The organism is Ensifer sp. R1-3, assembly GCF_056739175.1.
The window spans coordinates 3,562,237-3,578,232 of record NZ_CP096515.1 but is presented as its reverse complement, the minus strand read 5'-3'; the positions used below and the strand labels follow the sequence as shown (position 1 = coordinate 3,578,232).

Genomic DNA, 15,996 nt, shown 5'->3' with positions numbered 1-15,996 from the left:
TTTTCCTCCGCCGCATATTCGTGTAGGCAGCGTGGCGCACCGCACCCGCACCCGAGAGTCTGCCTGATGATCATCCTGCGTTCGATCCTCTTCAATCTGGTCTTCTATGCCAACCTGATCGTGCAGATGATCGTGCTGACGCCGTTCTATTTCCTTGTGCCGCGCAAGACGGCCTGGTTCGTGCCCAAGAACTGGGCGCGCAGCAACCACTGGCTGCTCGCGAAGATCGTCGGCACGACCTTCGAGATCGAGGGCCTCGAGAACATTCCGAAGGGCGCCTACATCTTCGCGCCGAAGCATCAGTCTTTCTGGGACGCCTATGCGCTTCTGCCTTGGCTCGACGATCCCTTCTATATCCTCAAACGGGAGCTCACCTGGATACCGCTGTTCGGCTGGTACATCGTCAAGCAGCGCATGGTTCCGGTGAACCGCGCCGCGCGCGGTAAGGCGATGACCGAGGTCATGGACCGCACGAAAAACGAGATGGCGACGGGGCGTCAGTTGATCATCTACCCCGAGGGGACCCGCCGCCCGCCCGGCGCACCGCCGGAGTACAAATACGGCATCGCCCGGCTCTATCGGGATCTCCAGGTGCCGGTGGTTCCCGTCGCGATGCATCCGGGGCTGTTTTGGCCGCGGCGCAAGTTCCTCCGTTTCCCTGGCCACTTCAAGGTGCGTGTCCTCCCGCCGATCGAGGCCGGGCTGGATCCGGACGCATTTCTGGCGAAGCTGGTGGAAGTTACGGAGGCTGCGAGCGACGACCTCCTCATCGAAACCGTGCGGGCAAATCCGCACCTGCCGCTGCCGCCCACCGCCGAACAGCGGCTGCGCGAACTCGGGGCTCGGTAGCCTCCCCCTTCAGGCCCGGAGCGACTCAGCTCCGCCGGCCGTCAGCTTCGCGGCAACCTCCTCCAGCCAATGGTCGCGGATACCCATTTCGCGAAGATGTTCGAGCGTATTGAGAACGTATTCGCTGTTCGGCCCGGACTTGCCGGTGGCGACGGCGACCGTCGCGGCCGCCTCCTCCGCGCTCAGCGCACCGGCATACTGGACATGTGAGCGATCGATCACATAGGTCAGCGCGGGCACGCGGTGTCCGCTGGAAAGTTGTACCGGCATGGTTCGTTCCTTGTAGACGTGGGTGACCAGCTCGCGTTCGCGCAGATAGTCGATCACCTCCGCCTTTTGCGCAGGCGCCACGCGGAATGCCGTCCCGATGCAGGAGCCGCCATAGTCGAGCCCGAGTACCAGGCCGGGGTGCCGTTCAGTCCCGCGGTGAACCCAGGAACGCACGCAGAGCGAGCGGCGGTAGCCGAAAGCGCGCGCCGTCAGCTTCTCCTCGAAGCGAAAGCCCGGATTCCACATCAACGAGCCGTAGCCAAAGACCCAAAATTCGTCCATATCCGCTGCCATTCAAACATGCCGCCGGCAAGCCGCCGAATCAGTCCACCGAATCGATATTCGACGCTCCTGCGGCCTACCGGAATTTTTTACTGCATAATTCCCGGGACCGTATCGGTCGAAGGACAAAATTGTGCAGCAATTCTCTTGCAATCGAACTGGTCGCGCCGATAGGCCGTGTCGCGATTGCTGATGAAGGTTAGTTCGCCGCAGGGGAATCGGCCACCCGAAAGGCCGCTCCCGGCGGCAAGAGCGAGATGAGTTTTAGGTCGACCCGACCTGAAATCATCGTGATCCAGTGTGGAGTACCCGACAACATGACTGTGACCGCCGTCGCCAAGCCATCGCCTACCGGCAGGAAATTCTTGTGGCTGGCAGCAGGTATCGTGTTCGTGGGCGGCCTCTATTCCGCCGGCTGGTTTCTTGCCGCGGACCAGATCCAGAAGCGGCTGACTGCCTATCTGACGAAGGGCCAGGCGATCGGCTTCAGCGGCGAATGCGCCGAGATGGAGGTGCGCGGCTTTCCCTTCCGCCTCGGTTTGTTCTGCGACAAGGTGCGCCTCGACGATACGCGCCGCGGCGCCTCCGCGTCCTTCGGCGCGCTGCGAACGGCGGCGCAGGTCTATCAGCCCGGGCGTGCGGTCCTCGAGCTCGACGGCCCCGCCGAAATCCGCGTTTCCCCCGGCGTCACGATTTCCGCCGACTGGACGCTGCTCCGCGCAAGTGTCGCGGCGACCCTCTCCGGCATCGACCGCACCTCGCTGGCCTATGACAATCTGACCGGCACCGCACGCTCCCCCCTGACGGGCAAGGGCCTCGGCTTCGGCGCCAGCCATGGCGAGCTCCATCTGCGCCAGAACGGCGGTAACCTAGACGCGGCACTCAGCATCGAAAAGCTCGACCTGCGCCCGGACCAGGGACCCAGTCTTGCCGCACCGGCCGATGTCGCAATGGACCTGACCGTTGCGGACAAGGCAGAGTGGCTTCAGGCGGGCACTTTGCCGCCCCATATGCTCCGCGGCACCAGAGGCGAGTTGCGGCAATTGACGCTCGATGCGGGCTCCGGAATGAGCGCAAAACTCACCGGCCCCTTTTCGGTGAATGATCAGGGGCTGATTTCGGGGGAATTCTCTCTCACGCTTGCGAACATCGATGCCTGGCGGGAAAACTTCGTGAAGATTGCTCCGGACGAAACCGACCTGATCGACAACGTCGCCAACATGTTGAAGGCGCTTGCGGGCGGCAAGAACGAAGCGACAGTCAAACTGAACGTCCGCGACGGGACCGCCTTCCTCGCCTTCGTTCCGATCGGCATGCTGCCGGCGCTGTGAGCGCCGGTCTTCGCAGCCTGCTTCCGGCAGCCTACTTCTGGTCCATCGCGTGCCGGCCGAAATCGGGCATCGCGGTGTCCTGACCGGCCTGAACGATCGAGCGGCGTATCGCCCGCGTGCGGGTGAAGAGATCGAAGAGCTTGTCGCCGTCGCCCCAACGGATCGCGCGCTGCAGTGAGGCGAGGTCCTCGGAGAAGCGGGCGAGCATTTCCAGGATCGCGTCCTTGTTGTGCAGGCAGACGTCGCGCCACATGGTCGGGTCCGAAGCGGCAAGGCGGGTGAAGTCACGGAAGCCCGAGGCCGAGTATTTGATCACTTCGGACTCGGTCACCGTCTCCAGGTCGTCGGCGGTGCCGACAATGTTGTAGGCGATGATATGCGGCAGATGCGAGACGATCGCCAGCACCTTGTCATGATGCTCCGGATCCATCTCGTCGACCATCGAGCCAAGCGTTTCCCAGAACAGCCTGAGCCTGGCGACCGCCTCTTCGTCCGTGCCGGCCGGCGGGGTCAGAATGCACCAGCGCCCGCGGAAGAGGCCCGCAAAGCCGGCATCCGGGCCGGAATGCTCGGTACCCGCGATCGGGTGACCGGGCACGAAATGGACGTCCTTGGGCAGGTGCGGCGCCATCTGGGCGATGACCGACCCTTTGGTCGAACCGACATCGGTGACGATCGCACCCGGTTTCAGATGGGCTGCGATTTCAGCGGCGACAGCGCCGGATGCACCGACTGGCACCGAAACGACGACGAGATCCGCGCCCTCGACAGCCTCGGCCGCCGAAAGCGTGTAGCGGTCGCCGAGGCCCAACTCGCCGGCGCGCTTCAGCGTCGCTTCGCTGCGCGTCGTAACCACGATCGTACCGGCGAGCTGCTTCTCGCGAATATCCCGGGCGATGGACGACCCGATCAGGCCGATGCCGATAAGGGCGATGGTTTCGAACTGCTGAGCCATCATTTCCGTCCCATGAATTCAGTCAGTGCCGCGACGACGCCCTTGTTCGCTTCTTCGGAGCCGATCGTCATTCTCAGCGCATTGGGGAAACCGTAGGCGCCGACGGCGCGCAGGATGAAGCCCCGGCTCGTCAGATAGGCATCCGCGTCGCTGGCCGACATGCCCGCTTCCTCGGGGAAGTGGATCAGCACGAAATTGGTGACCGATGGGGTGACGCGCAGGCCGATATCCGTCAACGCCTGACCGATCTTCGCCAGCCAGGTGTGATTGTGGTCGACCGCCGCGGCAACGAAGGCCTGGTCGCGGATCGCCGCGGCACCGGCTGCGATTGCCGCCGCGTTGAGATTGAAGGGACCGCGGACGCGGTCCAATGCCTCCACCACGTCGCGCTGCGCGTACATCCAGCCGATGCGCAGACCCGCAAGGCCGTAGATCTTCGAAAAGGTTCGGGTCATCACCACATTGCGGTTGGACGAAACGAGTTCCAGTCCCGCCTCGTAGTCGTTGCGCCGGACATATTCCGCATAGGCCGCATCGAGCACCAGCAGGACGCCGGCGGGCAGGCCCGCATGCAGACGCCGGACCTCCTCGACGGGGATATAGGTACCGGTCGGATTTGCCGGATTGGCGATGAAGACGATCTTCGTCCGCTCGGTCACGGCCGCAAGTATCGCATCGACATCGACGCGCTCTTCCCTCTCCTTGACCGTGACGGGTGTCCCGCCGGACGCGGTGATCTGGATTTTGTAGACGAGAAATCCGTGTTCGGTGACGATCCCCTCGTCGCCGGGGCCGAGATAGGTATGGCAGAGAAGACCGAGCAGTTCGTCCGACCCGTTGCCGCAAAGGATGTTGGCGGGGTTCAGCCCGTGAACCGCCGCGATCGCTTCCTTGAGCGCATTCGCCTGACCGTCCGGGTAGCGTTCGAGATTGAAAGCCGCCTTCTGGAAAGCCTCGATCGCGCGCGGGCTCGCGCCGAGCGGCGTTTCGTTCGACGACAGCTTGTGAACCTTGGCAACGCCGGGCGCATGTTCCTTGCCCGGCACATAGGCGGCGATGTCCAGGATGCCGGAACGCGGCGCAGGGCTTTTCAGGGCAAGATTCATCGGACCAGCTTTCACGGGAAGAATGCGGTCCAGCCAATACCGGGGACGGTGATATTTGTCGAGTGCGACGTGACGGCGGCCGGTGCGGGAGCAAGCAACGGGGTGACGGGCAGCAGACTGCGGCCTACGGCGCTTTCGTTGCTCGACTGCGCGTGCTGGGCACGCCCCGCGGAGCCAGCACCGGGACGAAGACGCGGCGCGAGGCGCGTGCGGCCACCGGCAGGCCCTGATAAAGCCGCTTCTGCGCCTCGACGATGATCACCCCGGAAAAGACCGGCCACAGCGACCGGCCGAACCGTTCCAGACCGTGGCGCAGCCGAAGGGCAAGCTTGCGCTTCGAGGGCGGAAAGAAGAGCGCCTCCGTCGTGGCGCCGGGCGTGAAGTTGGTCTCGCGCAAGAGCGCCGTCAGCTGCCCGCGGGAATAGGGCCGCCCCGAGCCGAAAGGCGTGTGCTCCATCTGCGCCCAGACGCCGCGGCGGTTCGGTACCACGATGATCAGGCGTCCGCCGGGCGCCAGCACGCGCCAGATCTCTTTCATCGTTTCGCGCGGGCTTTCGGCGAATTCCAGGGAATGGACCATCAATACGCGATCGATAGAGGCATCCGGCAGCGGCAATTCCTCATCGAAGACCAGTGCCGTCGAGGACAGGTCGGCGACCGGCCAGTTCACCGCACCCTGCCCGGCCGGCATGAAGGCGAAGGTCCGCTCCGTATCGGCACGGAAGCGCTCGAGATAGGGCACCGCGTAGCCGAGCCCCAGGAGCCTTTCCTCAGGCAGGCGTGCCCAGATGGAAGCAAGCGCTGAACTGACCGACTGTTCCGCCATGCGGCCGAGCTCGGAGTGATAGAATTGGCGGAGATCGACGATATCGGTGTGCATGGGCAACATGTTAGACTCCAAGCGGTAGACTTCAAGGCGAGCCTCGCTACATTCGAACCGAGCGGGATCGCCGCTTTCCGATAACCCCGCACCGATCGGAGGACCGAAACATGGCCGCGCTCGAACTCGACCTCTTCCTCTGCCGCACCGACAATTACGGTGTGCTCCTCCACGACCGGCTTAGCGGCGCTACGGCATCGATCGACGCACCGGAGGAGCGGCCGATCCTCGACGCGCTCGAACGGCGCGGATGGCAATTGACGCATATCCTCACCACGCATCACCACGGTGATCATGTGGCTGCGAATGCCAGTCTGAAGGAACGCTTCGGCCTCACCATCATCGGCCCGAAGAACGAGGCGTCGAAGATCCCCGGCATAGACAGGACCGTCGGACATGGTGACCGCTTCGACTTCGCCGGCCATCCGGTCGATGTCATCGAAACGCCGGGACACACGTCCGGCCACGTCTGCTACCATTTGCCCGAGGACAAGCTGCTTTTCGCCGCCGACACGCTTTTCGCGCTCGGATGCGGCCGTCTCTTCGAGGGAACGGCCGATACGATGTGGCAGTCGCTGAGCCGGCTGATGGCGCTTCCCGACGACACGGCCATCTATTTCGGCCATGAATACACCCTTGCCAACGCCCATTTCGCCATCACGGTCGATCCGGAAAATTCGGCGCTGAAGGAGCGTGCGGCCGAGATCGAGGAGACCCGCTCGGATGGCGGCTTCACCGCGCCGACGACGATGGGCCTCGAAAAGCGGACGAACCCGTTCCTGCGCGCCGGCGATCCGAAGATCCGCGCGCTGCTCGGTATGGAAAAGGCGAGCGATGCCGTCGTCTTCGCGGAAATACGCAAGCGCAAGGACAATTTCTGAAATGGCGACTCGGGAAATGACGGCGGCAGCTATCATTGAAACGCTGGGTCTTGCCCGGCATCCGGAAGGCGGTTGGTACGGGGAGACGTTCCGCGATGCCAATGGTGGCGCGCGTGGCCACTCGACGGCCATCTACTACCTTCTCGAACGCGGCGACCGGTCGCATTGGCACCGGGTCCACGATGCCGCCGAGGTCTGGCACTACTACGCCGGCGCCCCGCTCGAGCTCAGCATTGCCGAGCCCGGCAGGGCCGCTTCGCAGACCCGGCTCGGTCCCGACCTGCTCGGCGGAGAAAGGCCGCAACAGGTCGTTCCCGCCGGCTGGTGGCAATCCGCCACTTCGCTTGGTGAGTGGACGCTCGTCGGTTGCACCGTCGCACCCGGCTTCGACTTCGCCTCCTTCGAAATGGCGCACCCCGATTGGCGGCCGGCTGAGGAGTGAGTTCTACTCCGCCGGTTGCGCGGCCCTGCCCTTGCGGAAGATCATGTCCTTTGCCGCAAGCACGGCGCCGCCCGTCACCAGCAGGCAGGCGGCCACGATCCGCCAGGACGGCTCGGCAAAGCCGAACAGAATGAGGATCAGGGTCGAAAGCACCGGCGCCGCATAGCTCGCAACGCCCAGGAACTGGATGTCGCCGTTCTTCACGCCGTAGTCCCAGGCATAGAAGGCCGCACCGACCGGCAGCAGGCCGAGCCCCGCCACGGCGAGCCACTCGAAGGTGGTTTCAGGCCAGATCGTCGTTTCGAGTCCGAGATGGCAGAGGAATGACAGAGCCGATGTCGCAAGGCAGAAACCGGTCACGACATCCGTGGATACCGCGTCGAAGCGGCGCGTGATCAGCGAATAGCCGGACCAGGTAAAGGCGCAGAGGAATGCCGCGCCGTAGCCGAGTGCATAGGCGTCGTCGAAGGCGATGCCGTTGCGCGCAACGATCAGGATCGTTCCGACGAGCCCTGCAAGGGCGCCTGCGACATGGTGCCAGCGGAGCCTCTCGCCCGGCAGCAGCGCCGAGCCGACAACGATGAAGAGCGGCCAGAGATAGGCGATGAGCCCCGCCTCCACGGCCGGCGCATTGCGAAGCGCCGTGAAATAAAGAAAGTGGTAGCCGAAAAGACCGGCAATGCCGATGACCCACACCTTTGCCGGCTGCTTCAGAAGTGCGAGGCGCTCAGGCTTCGACGCCAGGACGGCGATGCCGGGCAGACTGCCTATCAGAAAGCAGACGGCCGAAAGTTGAAACGGCGGCATCTTGCCGGATGCGGCAGTAAAGAGCGCCAGCAGCGACCACATGAGGATCGCGGTGAAACCGATCAGCGTTGCCTTGAACTTCATTCCCGCCTCCGCGCGGCCCAGACTCCGGCGCGGCCGTCACCCCACCCGAATCCCACTGATCTATCGCGCTTACGTGATTCCGAAAAGAGGGGTGCGATCCTCGGGGGCGCGTAAGGAAAGAGCCCGCCGGCGGGCTTCAATCGCCGAAGCGCGTCGCCGAAACCGTGACCGCTCCGATCTTCGTCGGTATGCGGGCATAGACCGGAGCATAGACGTCCACGCCGTTCGCCTTCGCGTACCAGATCTCCATCGTTCCCAGGCGGCGCAGATATTCGACGTCCTCGCGGCCCTTCCGGTATCCCGCCTTCGGTACGAAGCGGATGCCGCAGACGATCACCTCGCCCTCGAATCCCCTGGTTTTGAAGTTTCGCGTTCCCTTCGGAGACAGTCTTATGTCGAGCCGCGATTCCCCGTCGAAGATCGGCAGCGTGTTGGGGCAGACCCGGGCCCTTGCCGGAATGAGCAGACCGGAAAGCGGGTCCAGCACATTGCGCATGTCCCGGCTCGTGACCGGCACCCAGTTCTTCGGCAAGGGATTACGCTTCGGAACCATGCTCGCCCGGACGACATTGCCGTTTCGGAAGCTTACATTGATGGCCCGGCCCTTCCGGCCGCTGCGGTAGGACATGGAATATTCGCTTGCCCGGAGATGGTCGCGGTCGATTACTCCGGAGACACGCGTCTGCCCCGTGGTGCGGCTGATGATATCCACGAGTCCCGCGGAGTTCAGGGTTCCCGAGATCGTGTAGCGATTCTTTTCGACCTCGGTGTGGAACGATGCCCGCGCCAAAGGCAGGCCGGCGAGCGCGATGCTGTAGTCCGTCTGATGCGAGACTTCCGCAGCAAGCGGGGCTGTGGAAAACATCATGGCGGCTAGGAAAGCCGGCGCGCGAAAACCAATGCACAACTTCATGCCCGAAAGCCCCATTCTGTCCTGCATGATCCTCGATACCGGAACGGCTCAAAACGGAACCATGCAGCGTTCATAGTGTTACAACACCTTGCCGACGCCGAGGAAAGTCGGCGTATTTATGTCGCAATCCCCCGGAATGCAGGCGGTTTGCGGCATTTCTGCGCCCGCTGGAAATCTGGCGCGGTCCTCATGGAAAAGATAGCGCATCGGCCGCTCTCTTGGAATGCGTCTTGCGCGCCGGAACGACCGTGCTAATGAGTGCAGAACAGGCGAAATCGCCCCGTTCGCTCGGGAATGCAAAGGTTTGACTTGACTGGCGGGCCACCTGTGACTATAGAACCGCGACTTTCCAATAATGGCCAACAGGAACGCGGCCTGGGCTCTGGGCCCGCTACCGCATTGTCCGGCGGCGATAAGAGAATAGGTGTACAATGTCCCGTAGTTGCGAATTGACCGGCAAGGGCGTCCAGTCGGGCAACAATGTCAGCCATGCCAACAACAAGACCAAGCGCAAGTTCCTGCCGAACCTGTGCAACGTCACGCTGATTTCCGATGCTCTCGGCCAGCGCTTCCGCCTGCGCGTTTCCGCCGCGGCTCTCCGCTCGGTCGAACACCGCGGCGGTCTCGACGCCTTCCTGCTGAAGGCCGACGAGAACGAGCTCAGCATGCGCGCCCGCCTGCTGCGCCGTCAGATCGTCAAGAAGGCTGCCGAAGCCGCCTGATAGCGCCGGTACTTCTGCCGAGACCTTGAAGAGGCTTGCGGGTTCGCCCGGCAAGCCTTTTTCTCGTGTCGTCCATCGCCGTGCAAGCACCTGCCTGCGCATCCGTCAACTGGTGGCATAACCCAGGATAAAAAAATGCTGATCAACCGTACGTTCTACCTCTATGTGGCGCTGATGACCTTCGTGGTCGTGGCGTCGAACTTCCTCGTCCAGTATCCGCTCCCGGGTTCGATAGCCGGGATGCAACTGGGCGACCTCCTGACCTGGGGCGCCTTCAGCTATCCCTTCGCCTTCCTCGTCACAGATTTGACCAATCGCCAGTTCGGGCCGCGAATCGCGCGCCGCGTCGTCGTTGCCGGCTTCGCGGTTGCCGTCGTGCTCTCCGTTCTCGCCGCGACGCCACGCATCGCGATCGCCTCCGGTTCAGCCTTCCTGCTCGGCCAGCTTCTGGATATCTCCGTCTTCAACCGGCTCAGGCGCCAGACCTGGTGGCAGGCGCCGCTCGCAGGCTCGCTGATCGGTTCGGCCCTCGATACGGCGATGTTCTTCTCTTTCGCCTTTGCGCCGTTCTTCGTGTTCCTAGGTGCGAATGACGGCTTTGCGCTGGAAACCGCGCCCGTTCTCGGCCTGCTCAGCGCCGATGCCCCGCGCTGGATTTCCTGGGCGCTCGGCGATCTCGCAGTCAAGATACTCTGCGGTATCGTCCTGCTGCTTCCCTATGGCGCGCTGATGAGCGTCGTCAAACCCATGCCGGCGGTAAAAGCAACGACCTGAAAACCGCTCATCGGGTAGAGCACTTCCCCATGCGGAAGTGTGTGGTTTCAACGCATTGGAGCGGCGGGGCATTCGGCCCCGTTTCACTTGATCAGCCGGAATTCGAGCATCAGGTTTCGCTCGAGGATCGAGTGGTTGTCGTCCGAAACCAAGATCACCCGGATCTCGCCGTCGGGCCGCGAGATGACGTCGAGCGCCTCCATATTGTCGATCTGGTAGCTCATGTCCGCTTCGAGCATGACGTCGCCGTCGACCACGGCGCCAAGCCGGATGTCCCCCGCGGCGATACGGCGAATACGCATGCCGAGACCGGAGGCGAAATTGAATCGCCGCTCGAGGAGAAGCAGGTCGCCATCGGGCAGGAAAGCGCCGTCAGTGACCGAATAGGGATCGGCGCGCACGACCGTGAAGGCGCCTTTCATCGGCCCCTCCAATATCCCCGCAAAAAGATTGTCCGCCTTGTCGACGCTGCGCTCGGAGACGACCACGGCGGCGCCGCGAAGCGGGCCGTTCTTCGGCGCGATCGCGATCGTCTCGATTCCGCCATTGCTGCGCAGCTCTTCGACGGGGAACGGCAAGGCCATCTGCCCCTGGGGACGCGCCTCGGCGAACCCGGGATAGGGATAGATTTCGATCCGGGGCGACTGCTCGAAGCTGACGATCGCCTGACCTTCGCGCAAGGCCAGCCCTTCGGAATCGACCCGCCATTTCTCGAGCTGAGCTTCGCCGTTTGCGTCGGTCATCGGCGTGACCGTCAGATCGCTCAGCCCCTCGAGCCCGCCCGCATCGTCGCGGATGACGGCCCCCTCGACCCAGTGGCCCGTGTCCATCACCGCGACGAAGGACTGGCCGTCCGGCAGAAACCGGATCGCCGACAGCGCGCCGAACAAAGGGTTGGCTGACGTCATCTCTATGCCGCCGATGAATTCGAGTGCGCCGAAGACCGTTTTGTCGGAACCGACCTTGAACTGGGATATCTGCCGGCTCTTGACGGGCACGATCTCGCGCGCCGGCTCCGCGCGCGCGACAGCAGCCGAAATCAGCAGGAAAAGCACGGCAAAGTTTCGGCAGAACATCTGAGGAATGACCTTAGGACCTGTGGACGCTTATGGATAGGGGTTTGATTTTGCACAAATCGGTCAATGCCAAGGATTTTTCCGCAGCAAAGGGTTGCCCCCTTTGCAAGGGAAAAGCCGCCGGCAGTGGGCGATTTGTGCAAAACCCTTCGGGCGGACCATATTGCGGTGCCTTGTCGCGAAAAATCCGGCTTGCAGGCGGACGGCCTGCGGCGCCGGATTTTCCACGAAAGTCCCTCGCAACATGGGCCGTCAAATCCCTATCCATAAGGGTCCACAGGTCCTAGGGGGTGGCCGCGGCCGGAAATCCGTCAACCGGCGCGACGCGCTCCGCCCGGGCGGCGGCGCATACTCTCGTCCTCGAAGAGCGCCGCAAGCTGGTCCGTCATCGCCCCCGCCAGTTCGTCCGCATCGACGATGGTCACGGCGCGGCGATAATAGCGTGTGACGTCATGCCCTATGCCGATCGCAAGCAGTTCGACCGGCGAACGCGTCTCGATCTGCTCGATAACGGCGCGCAGATGCCGTTCGAGGTAATTTCCGGGGTTCACCGACAGAGTGGAATCGTCGACCGGCGCACCGTCCGAGATCATCATCAGGATGCGTCGCTGCTCGGACCGCGCCAGGAGACGATCATGCGCCCACATCAGCGCCTCGCCGTCGATGTTCTCCTTGAGCAGTCCCTCGCGCATCATCAGGCCGAGATTGCGGCGCGCGCGACGCCAGGGCGCGTCGGCGGACTTGTAGATGATGTGGCGCAGGTCGTTGAGGCGGCCGGGCGACTGAGGCTTGCCGCCGGCGAGCCATTTCTCGCGCGATTGTCCGCCCTTCCACGCCTTGGTCGTGAAACCCAGGATCTCGACCTTCACGCCGCAGCGCTCCAGTGTGCGCGCAAGAATGTCGGCGCAGGTCGCGGCGACGGTGATCGGGCGGCCGCGCATCGAACCGGAATTGTCGATCAGGAGCGTGACGACCGTGTCGCGGAAATTCGTGTCCTTCTCGCGTTTGAAGGAGAGCGGCTGCATCGGATCGATGATGATGCGCTGCAGGCGGGCGGAGTCGAGATAGCCCTCTTCGAGATCGAACTCCCAGGACCGGTTCTGCTGCGCCATCAGGCGGCGCTGCAGGCGGTTTGCAAGGCGTCCGACCGCGCCCTGGAGATGGGCGAGCTGCTTGTCGAGAAAGGCGCGCAACCGGTCGAGTTCCGCCTCGTCGCAGAGCTCCTCGGAGGCGATGGTTTCGTCGAATTCCCGGGTATAGACCGAATAGTCGACCTTCTCGTTGAAATCCGCGAAGGGATGGTTCGGCCGCTTCACCTCGCCGGGCGTTTCGCTGTCCTCGTCGCTCTCGTCCTGGAGATCGTCGTCGGAAATTTCCGCGCCATCCATCTCGCCTTCTTCCATCTGCTCCTCGGCAGACTGGTTTTCGTCGGCGGGCGCGGCGTCGGAGCCCTCTTCCTCGTCGCTGGCGTTTTCGTCCTGCTCCTGGCTGCGCGGCTGGTCCTCGTCGGTTTCGCTCTCCTGCTCGTCCGGCTCGTTATCGTCCTCGCCGTATTTCTCGGCAACATCCATCGAAGACAGCATGTCACGCACGACGCGGGCGAAAGCCTGCTGGTCGTTGATCGTACCGGCCAGATTGCGCATGTCGGGACCGGCCTTCTGCTCGATGAAGTCGCGCCAGAGGTCGAGGACCTGACCGGCCGACTCCGGCGGCTTCTCCCCGGTCAGTTTCTCGCGCACGAGCAGTGCCACCGCCTCTTCGAGCGGCGCGTCCGATTGAGCGTCGATCGCAGCGAAATTCGCCTTGCTGTATTTCTCCTCGAGCATGGAGGAGAGGTTGCCCGCCACGCCCGGCATCCTGAGTGCGCCGATCGCCTCGACGCGCGCCTGCTCGACCGCATCGAAGATCGCCCGGGCGTCCGCCCCTTGCGGCGACATCGTCGCATGGACCCGAGCATCGTGGCAGGCCTTGCGCAGCGCCATGGAATCGCCGAGGCCGCGCGCCACTGCCAGCTCCTGACGGGTCGGGCGCTTGGAGAGCTCCGGCAGCCGGATGCGTTCGGCTGTCATTCCCGGCCGCTCATTGGCGAAAGCGACCTCCAGCTCCGCATCGCCGGCGATCGACCGGATGCAGCCGGAAAGCGCCCGCTTGAACGGTTCGGCGGCGTTTTCCCTCGTAGTCGGTTTCGCCTTGGAATTCGAACTCACGACAATTCCTTCTTCAACCGGATCGGCCGTTATGCGAGCACATCGATTTTCAGGCGGTCGCTTCCAGCACGATGTTGGCAGCGCTCTCCTTGAGCTCGACGCCGAAGGCGCGCTGATAATGCTCGGCGACCAGCGCCCGCTCCAGCTCGTCGCACTTGTTGAGGAAAGTCACGCGGAACGCAAAGGCGATGTCGCCGAAGATATAGGCGTTCTCGGCCCAGGTGATGACTGTGCGCGGGCTCATGACGGTCGAAAGGTCGCCGTTGATGAAGGCGGCACGCGTCAGGTCGGCGACGCGGACCATCTTGGAGACCGTCTCGCGCCCCTTGTCGGCGACGAAGCCCTTGACCTTGGCGGAAACGATGTCGACTTCCTTGTCGTGCGGCAGGTAATTGAGCGCCGTCACGATCGACCAGCGGTCCATCTGGGCCTGATTGATCTGCTGCGTACCGTGATAGAGGCCGGTCGTGTCGCCGAGACCGACGGTGTTTGCCGTCGCAAACAATCGGAAGGCCGGATGCGGGCGGATGACACGGCTCTGGTCGAGCAGCGTCAGGCGGCCGGAGGACTCCAGCACGCGCTGGATCACGAACATGACGTCGGGCCGGCCGGCATCGTATTCGTCGAAGACGAGCGCGACATTGTGCTGATAGGCCCAGGGCAGGATGCCGTCCTTGAACTCGGTCACCTGAAGCCCGTCCTTGACGACGATCGCGTCCTTGCCGACGAGATCGATGCGGCTGACATGGCTGTCGAGGTTGACGCGCACGCATGGCCAGTTGAGCCGCGCCGCGACCTGCTCGATATGGGTCGACTTGCCGGTGCCGTGATAACCGGAAACCATCACGCGCCGGTTGTGGGCGAAGCCGGCGAGAATGGCGAGCGTCGTCTCACGATCGAAGAGGTAGTCCGGGTCGATTTCGGGCACATAGGCATCGCCCTTCGAATAGGCCGGAACGCGCAGATCCGTGTCGATGCCGAAAGCCTCCCGGACAGAGACCGTCGTGTCGGGGAGGTTGGAAATGTCGAGGTCAATCTTGCTCATCATAACTCCAGAGCGGACGCCCGCCGGCACCCGCGCATTCGCCTGCAAAGTGTGCTTCTGTCATAATCCGGGTTGTTAGCAGAAACCAGCCTGTTTTAACAATTGGTAGGCTTGAATAACCGCCCGAAAGCGGTCTTCCGACCCCCTGTCTCCGCCATTTGCGTCGGGGTGGTGCTTCTTGACGAGCTCCTTGTATGCCGCCTTGATGTCGGCGGTCGTCGCCGAGGCCGCAAGCCCCAGCGTCTCGAAGGCCTTGGCCTCGAGCGTCTTCAGCTTGCGCATGCGCGGTTCGTGCCGTGCCTGGCGGGCGCGCGCCTCGTTGAAAAATCCGAAAGGATCGCGCATGCGCGCCTGTGCGCCGGCGGTGCCGGAGCGCATCTGCGACTGTGTCGGGCCGTTGCGGGCGCTCTTGTTGACACCGACCGTCCAGGTCGGACGATGGCCGGTCACCGCTTCCTTCTGATAGCGGGCGATCTCGGTGTCGGAGAGGCCGGAAAAATAGTTGTAGCCCTTGTTGTACTCCTTCACATGCTCGAAGCAGAACATGAAATACTCGCCCTCGGCATTGCGCCCGACGGGTGCCCGATGAACTGCCGTATTGTCGCAGCCGTCCCATTGGCACACCGGCGCAGACGGCTCCACGCGCGCTTGACCCCGGGGGCGCGTTCGGATGCGGTCGAAATATTTTGAATCGAGCTTCATGACGCACATTATGGGGTTTGCAGAGGGCGACAACAAGAATTGACAAAACGGAATGTTACTGGCTTTGTGCGGGCATTTTGCATTGCATGGGAGACGCTGCCGCCTGGCTCCGCCCCTTGCAGCAAAACAGGGAAATGGGACTGAAGACATGTCGCTGCAACGCCGCATCGAAGAGAAGCTCACGCAAGCCTTCCATCCCGAGCGGCTGATGGTGATCAATGAGAGCGATCAGCATGCCGGTCATCAGCCGGAATTCGACGGCGGCGGCGAAACGCATATGCGCGTCCGCATCGTTTCGAGCGTCTTTACCGGCATGAGCCGTGTGGCGCGCCACCGCGCCATAAACGATCTGCTGAAGCCGGAGCTCGATGCCGGCCTCCATGCTTTGGCGGTGGAACCGGCTGCGCCAGGGGAAGCGACGCGCTGGTGAACTGCTCTAGGACCTGTGGACACTTATGGATAGGGATTTGACGGCCCAAATTGCGAGGGACTTTCGTGGAAAATCCGGCGCCGCAGGCCGTCCGCCTGCAAGCCGGATTTTTCGCGACAAGGCACCGCAATATGGGCCGCCCGAAGGGTTTTGCACAAATCGCCCACTGCCGGCGGCTTTTCCCTTGCAAAGGGGACAACCCTTTGCTGCGGAAAAATCCTTGGCATTGACCGATTTGTG

17 protein-coding genes are annotated in these 15,996 nt (G+C 63.2%); 7 read left to right on the top strand and 10 right to left on the bottom strand.

Going from position 1 to position 15,996, the window contains the following annotated elements:
* Nucleotides 1-66: 66 nt before the first annotated feature.
* Entirely contained in the window at nt 67-849 is a 783-nt protein-coding gene (locus tag M1D43_RS16920) for a lysophospholipid acyltransferase family protein (protein ID WP_010970106.1), read from the top strand.
* Nucleotides 850-858: 9 nt separating this feature from the next.
* Here the strand turns inward: M1D43_RS16920 and M1D43_RS16915 are convergent, their stop codons facing one another.
* A complete protein-coding gene (locus tag M1D43_RS16915) occupies nt 859-1,413 on the bottom strand; it encodes a gamma-glutamylcyclotransferase (protein ID WP_107608330.1) in 555 nt (184 codons plus the stop codon).
* Between the two features lie 305 nt (nt 1,414-1,718).
* On the opposite strand from M1D43_RS16915, the gene M1D43_RS16910 reads away from it, so the two are divergent.
* Complete coding sequence (locus M1D43_RS16910; RefSeq protein WP_027989822.1) at nt 1,719-2,732, top strand: DUF2125 domain-containing protein; 1,014 nt, start codon at nt 1,719-1,721, stop codon at nt 2,730-2,732.
* Between the two features lie 31 nt (nt 2,733-2,763).
* Here M1D43_RS16910 and M1D43_RS16905 read toward each other — a convergent pair whose 3' ends face one another.
* The 3 genes from M1D43_RS16905 to M1D43_RS16895 form a co-directional block, all read right to left on the bottom strand.
* Complete coding sequence (locus M1D43_RS16905) at nt 2,764-3,690, bottom strand: prephenate/arogenate dehydrogenase family protein (RefSeq protein ID WP_027989821.1); 927 nt, start codon at nt 3,688-3,690, stop codon at nt 2,764-2,766.
* Nucleotides 3,687-4,793, bottom strand: a complete 1,107-nt coding sequence (gene hisC / locus M1D43_RS16900; protein ID WP_153313463.1) for a histidinol-phosphate transaminase — start codon at nt 4,791-4,793, stop codon at nt 3,687-3,689. The genes M1D43_RS16905 and hisC overlap by 4 nt, the downstream gene beginning before the upstream one ends.
* Before the next feature lie 124 nt (nt 4,794-4,917).
* Entirely contained in the window at nt 4,918-5,682 is a 765-nt protein-coding gene (locus M1D43_RS16895; protein WP_010970111.1) for a class I SAM-dependent methyltransferase, read from the bottom strand.
* Between the two features lie 101 nt (nt 5,683-5,783).
* Here M1D43_RS16895 and gloB point away from each other — a divergent pair, with 101 nt between their 5' ends.
* Both gloB and M1D43_RS16885 read left to right on the top strand, forming a co-directional pair.
* Nucleotides 5,784-6,554, top strand: coding sequence for a hydroxyacylglutathione hydrolase (gene gloB, locus M1D43_RS16890; protein WP_153313462.1), 771 nt, complete (start codon nt 5,784-5,786; stop codon nt 6,552-6,554).
* Nucleotide 6,555: 1 nt separating this feature from the next.
* Nucleotides 6,556-6,996 carry a cupin domain-containing protein gene (locus M1D43_RS16885; protein ID WP_010970112.1) on the top strand — a complete coding sequence of 147 codons (441 nt, stop codon included), beginning with the start codon at nt 6,556-6,558 and terminating at the stop codon, nt 6,994-6,996.
* A 3-nt stretch (nt 6,997-6,999) separates the two neighbouring features.
* Here the strand turns inward: M1D43_RS16885 and yddG are convergent, their stop codons facing one another.
* The gene (gene yddG, locus M1D43_RS16880; protein ID WP_153313461.1) at nt 7,000-7,887 is read right to left on the bottom strand and encodes an aromatic amino acid exporter YddG; all 888 of its coding nucleotides are present in this window, start codon (nt 7,885-7,887) and stop codon (nt 7,000-7,002) included.
* A gap of 136 nt (nt 7,888-8,023) precedes the next feature.
* Nucleotides 8,024-8,815: a DUF3108 domain-containing protein gene (locus M1D43_RS16875; protein ID WP_003527448.1), complete on the bottom strand. Its 792-nt coding sequence runs from the start codon at nt 8,813-8,815 to the stop codon at nt 8,024-8,026.
* A gap of 416 nt (nt 8,816-9,231) precedes the next feature.
* Here M1D43_RS16875 and rpmB point away from each other — a divergent pair, with 416 nt between their 5' ends.
* Both rpmB and M1D43_RS16865 read left to right on the top strand, forming a co-directional pair.
* A complete protein-coding gene (gene rpmB, locus M1D43_RS16870; RefSeq protein WP_003527451.1) occupies nt 9,232-9,522 on the top strand; it encodes a 50S ribosomal protein L28 in 291 nt (96 codons plus the stop codon).
* A gap of 135 nt (nt 9,523-9,657) precedes the next feature.
* On the top strand, nt 9,658-10,296 hold the full coding sequence (locus tag M1D43_RS16865) for a VUT family protein (protein ID WP_003527453.1): 639 nt from the start codon (nt 9,658-9,660) through the stop codon (nt 10,294-10,296).
* An 83-nt stretch (nt 10,297-10,379) separates the two neighbouring features.
* Here the strand turns inward: M1D43_RS16865 and M1D43_RS16860 are convergent, their stop codons facing one another.
* The 4 genes from M1D43_RS16860 to M1D43_RS16845 form a co-directional block, all read right to left on the bottom strand.
* Entirely contained in the window at nt 10,380-11,372 is a 993-nt protein-coding gene (locus M1D43_RS16860) for an esterase-like activity of phytase family protein (RefSeq protein ID WP_153313460.1), read from the bottom strand.
* A gap of 311 nt (nt 11,373-11,683) precedes the next feature.
* Entirely contained in the window at nt 11,684-13,579 is a 1,896-nt protein-coding gene (gene cobT, locus M1D43_RS16855) for a cobaltochelatase subunit CobT (RefSeq protein WP_003527455.1), read from the bottom strand.
* A 49-nt stretch (nt 13,580-13,628) separates the two neighbouring features.
* The gene (gene cobS / locus M1D43_RS16850) at nt 13,629-14,624 is read right to left on the bottom strand and encodes a cobaltochelatase subunit CobS (RefSeq protein ID WP_003527456.1); all 996 of its coding nucleotides are present in this window, start codon (nt 14,622-14,624) and stop codon (nt 13,629-13,631) included.
* 75 nt (nt 14,625-14,699) lie between these two features.
* The gene (locus M1D43_RS16845) at nt 14,700-15,335 is read right to left on the bottom strand and encodes a J domain-containing protein (RefSeq protein WP_003527457.1); all 636 of its coding nucleotides are present in this window, start codon (nt 15,333-15,335) and stop codon (nt 14,700-14,702) included.
* 139 nt (nt 15,336-15,474) lie between these two features.
* Here M1D43_RS16845 and M1D43_RS16840 point away from each other — a divergent pair, with 139 nt between their 5' ends.
* On the top strand, nt 15,475-15,756 hold the full coding sequence (locus M1D43_RS16840; RefSeq protein ID WP_153313459.1) for a BolA family protein: 282 nt from the start codon (nt 15,475-15,477) through the stop codon (nt 15,754-15,756).
* Nucleotides 15,757-15,996 lie beyond the last annotated feature (240 nt).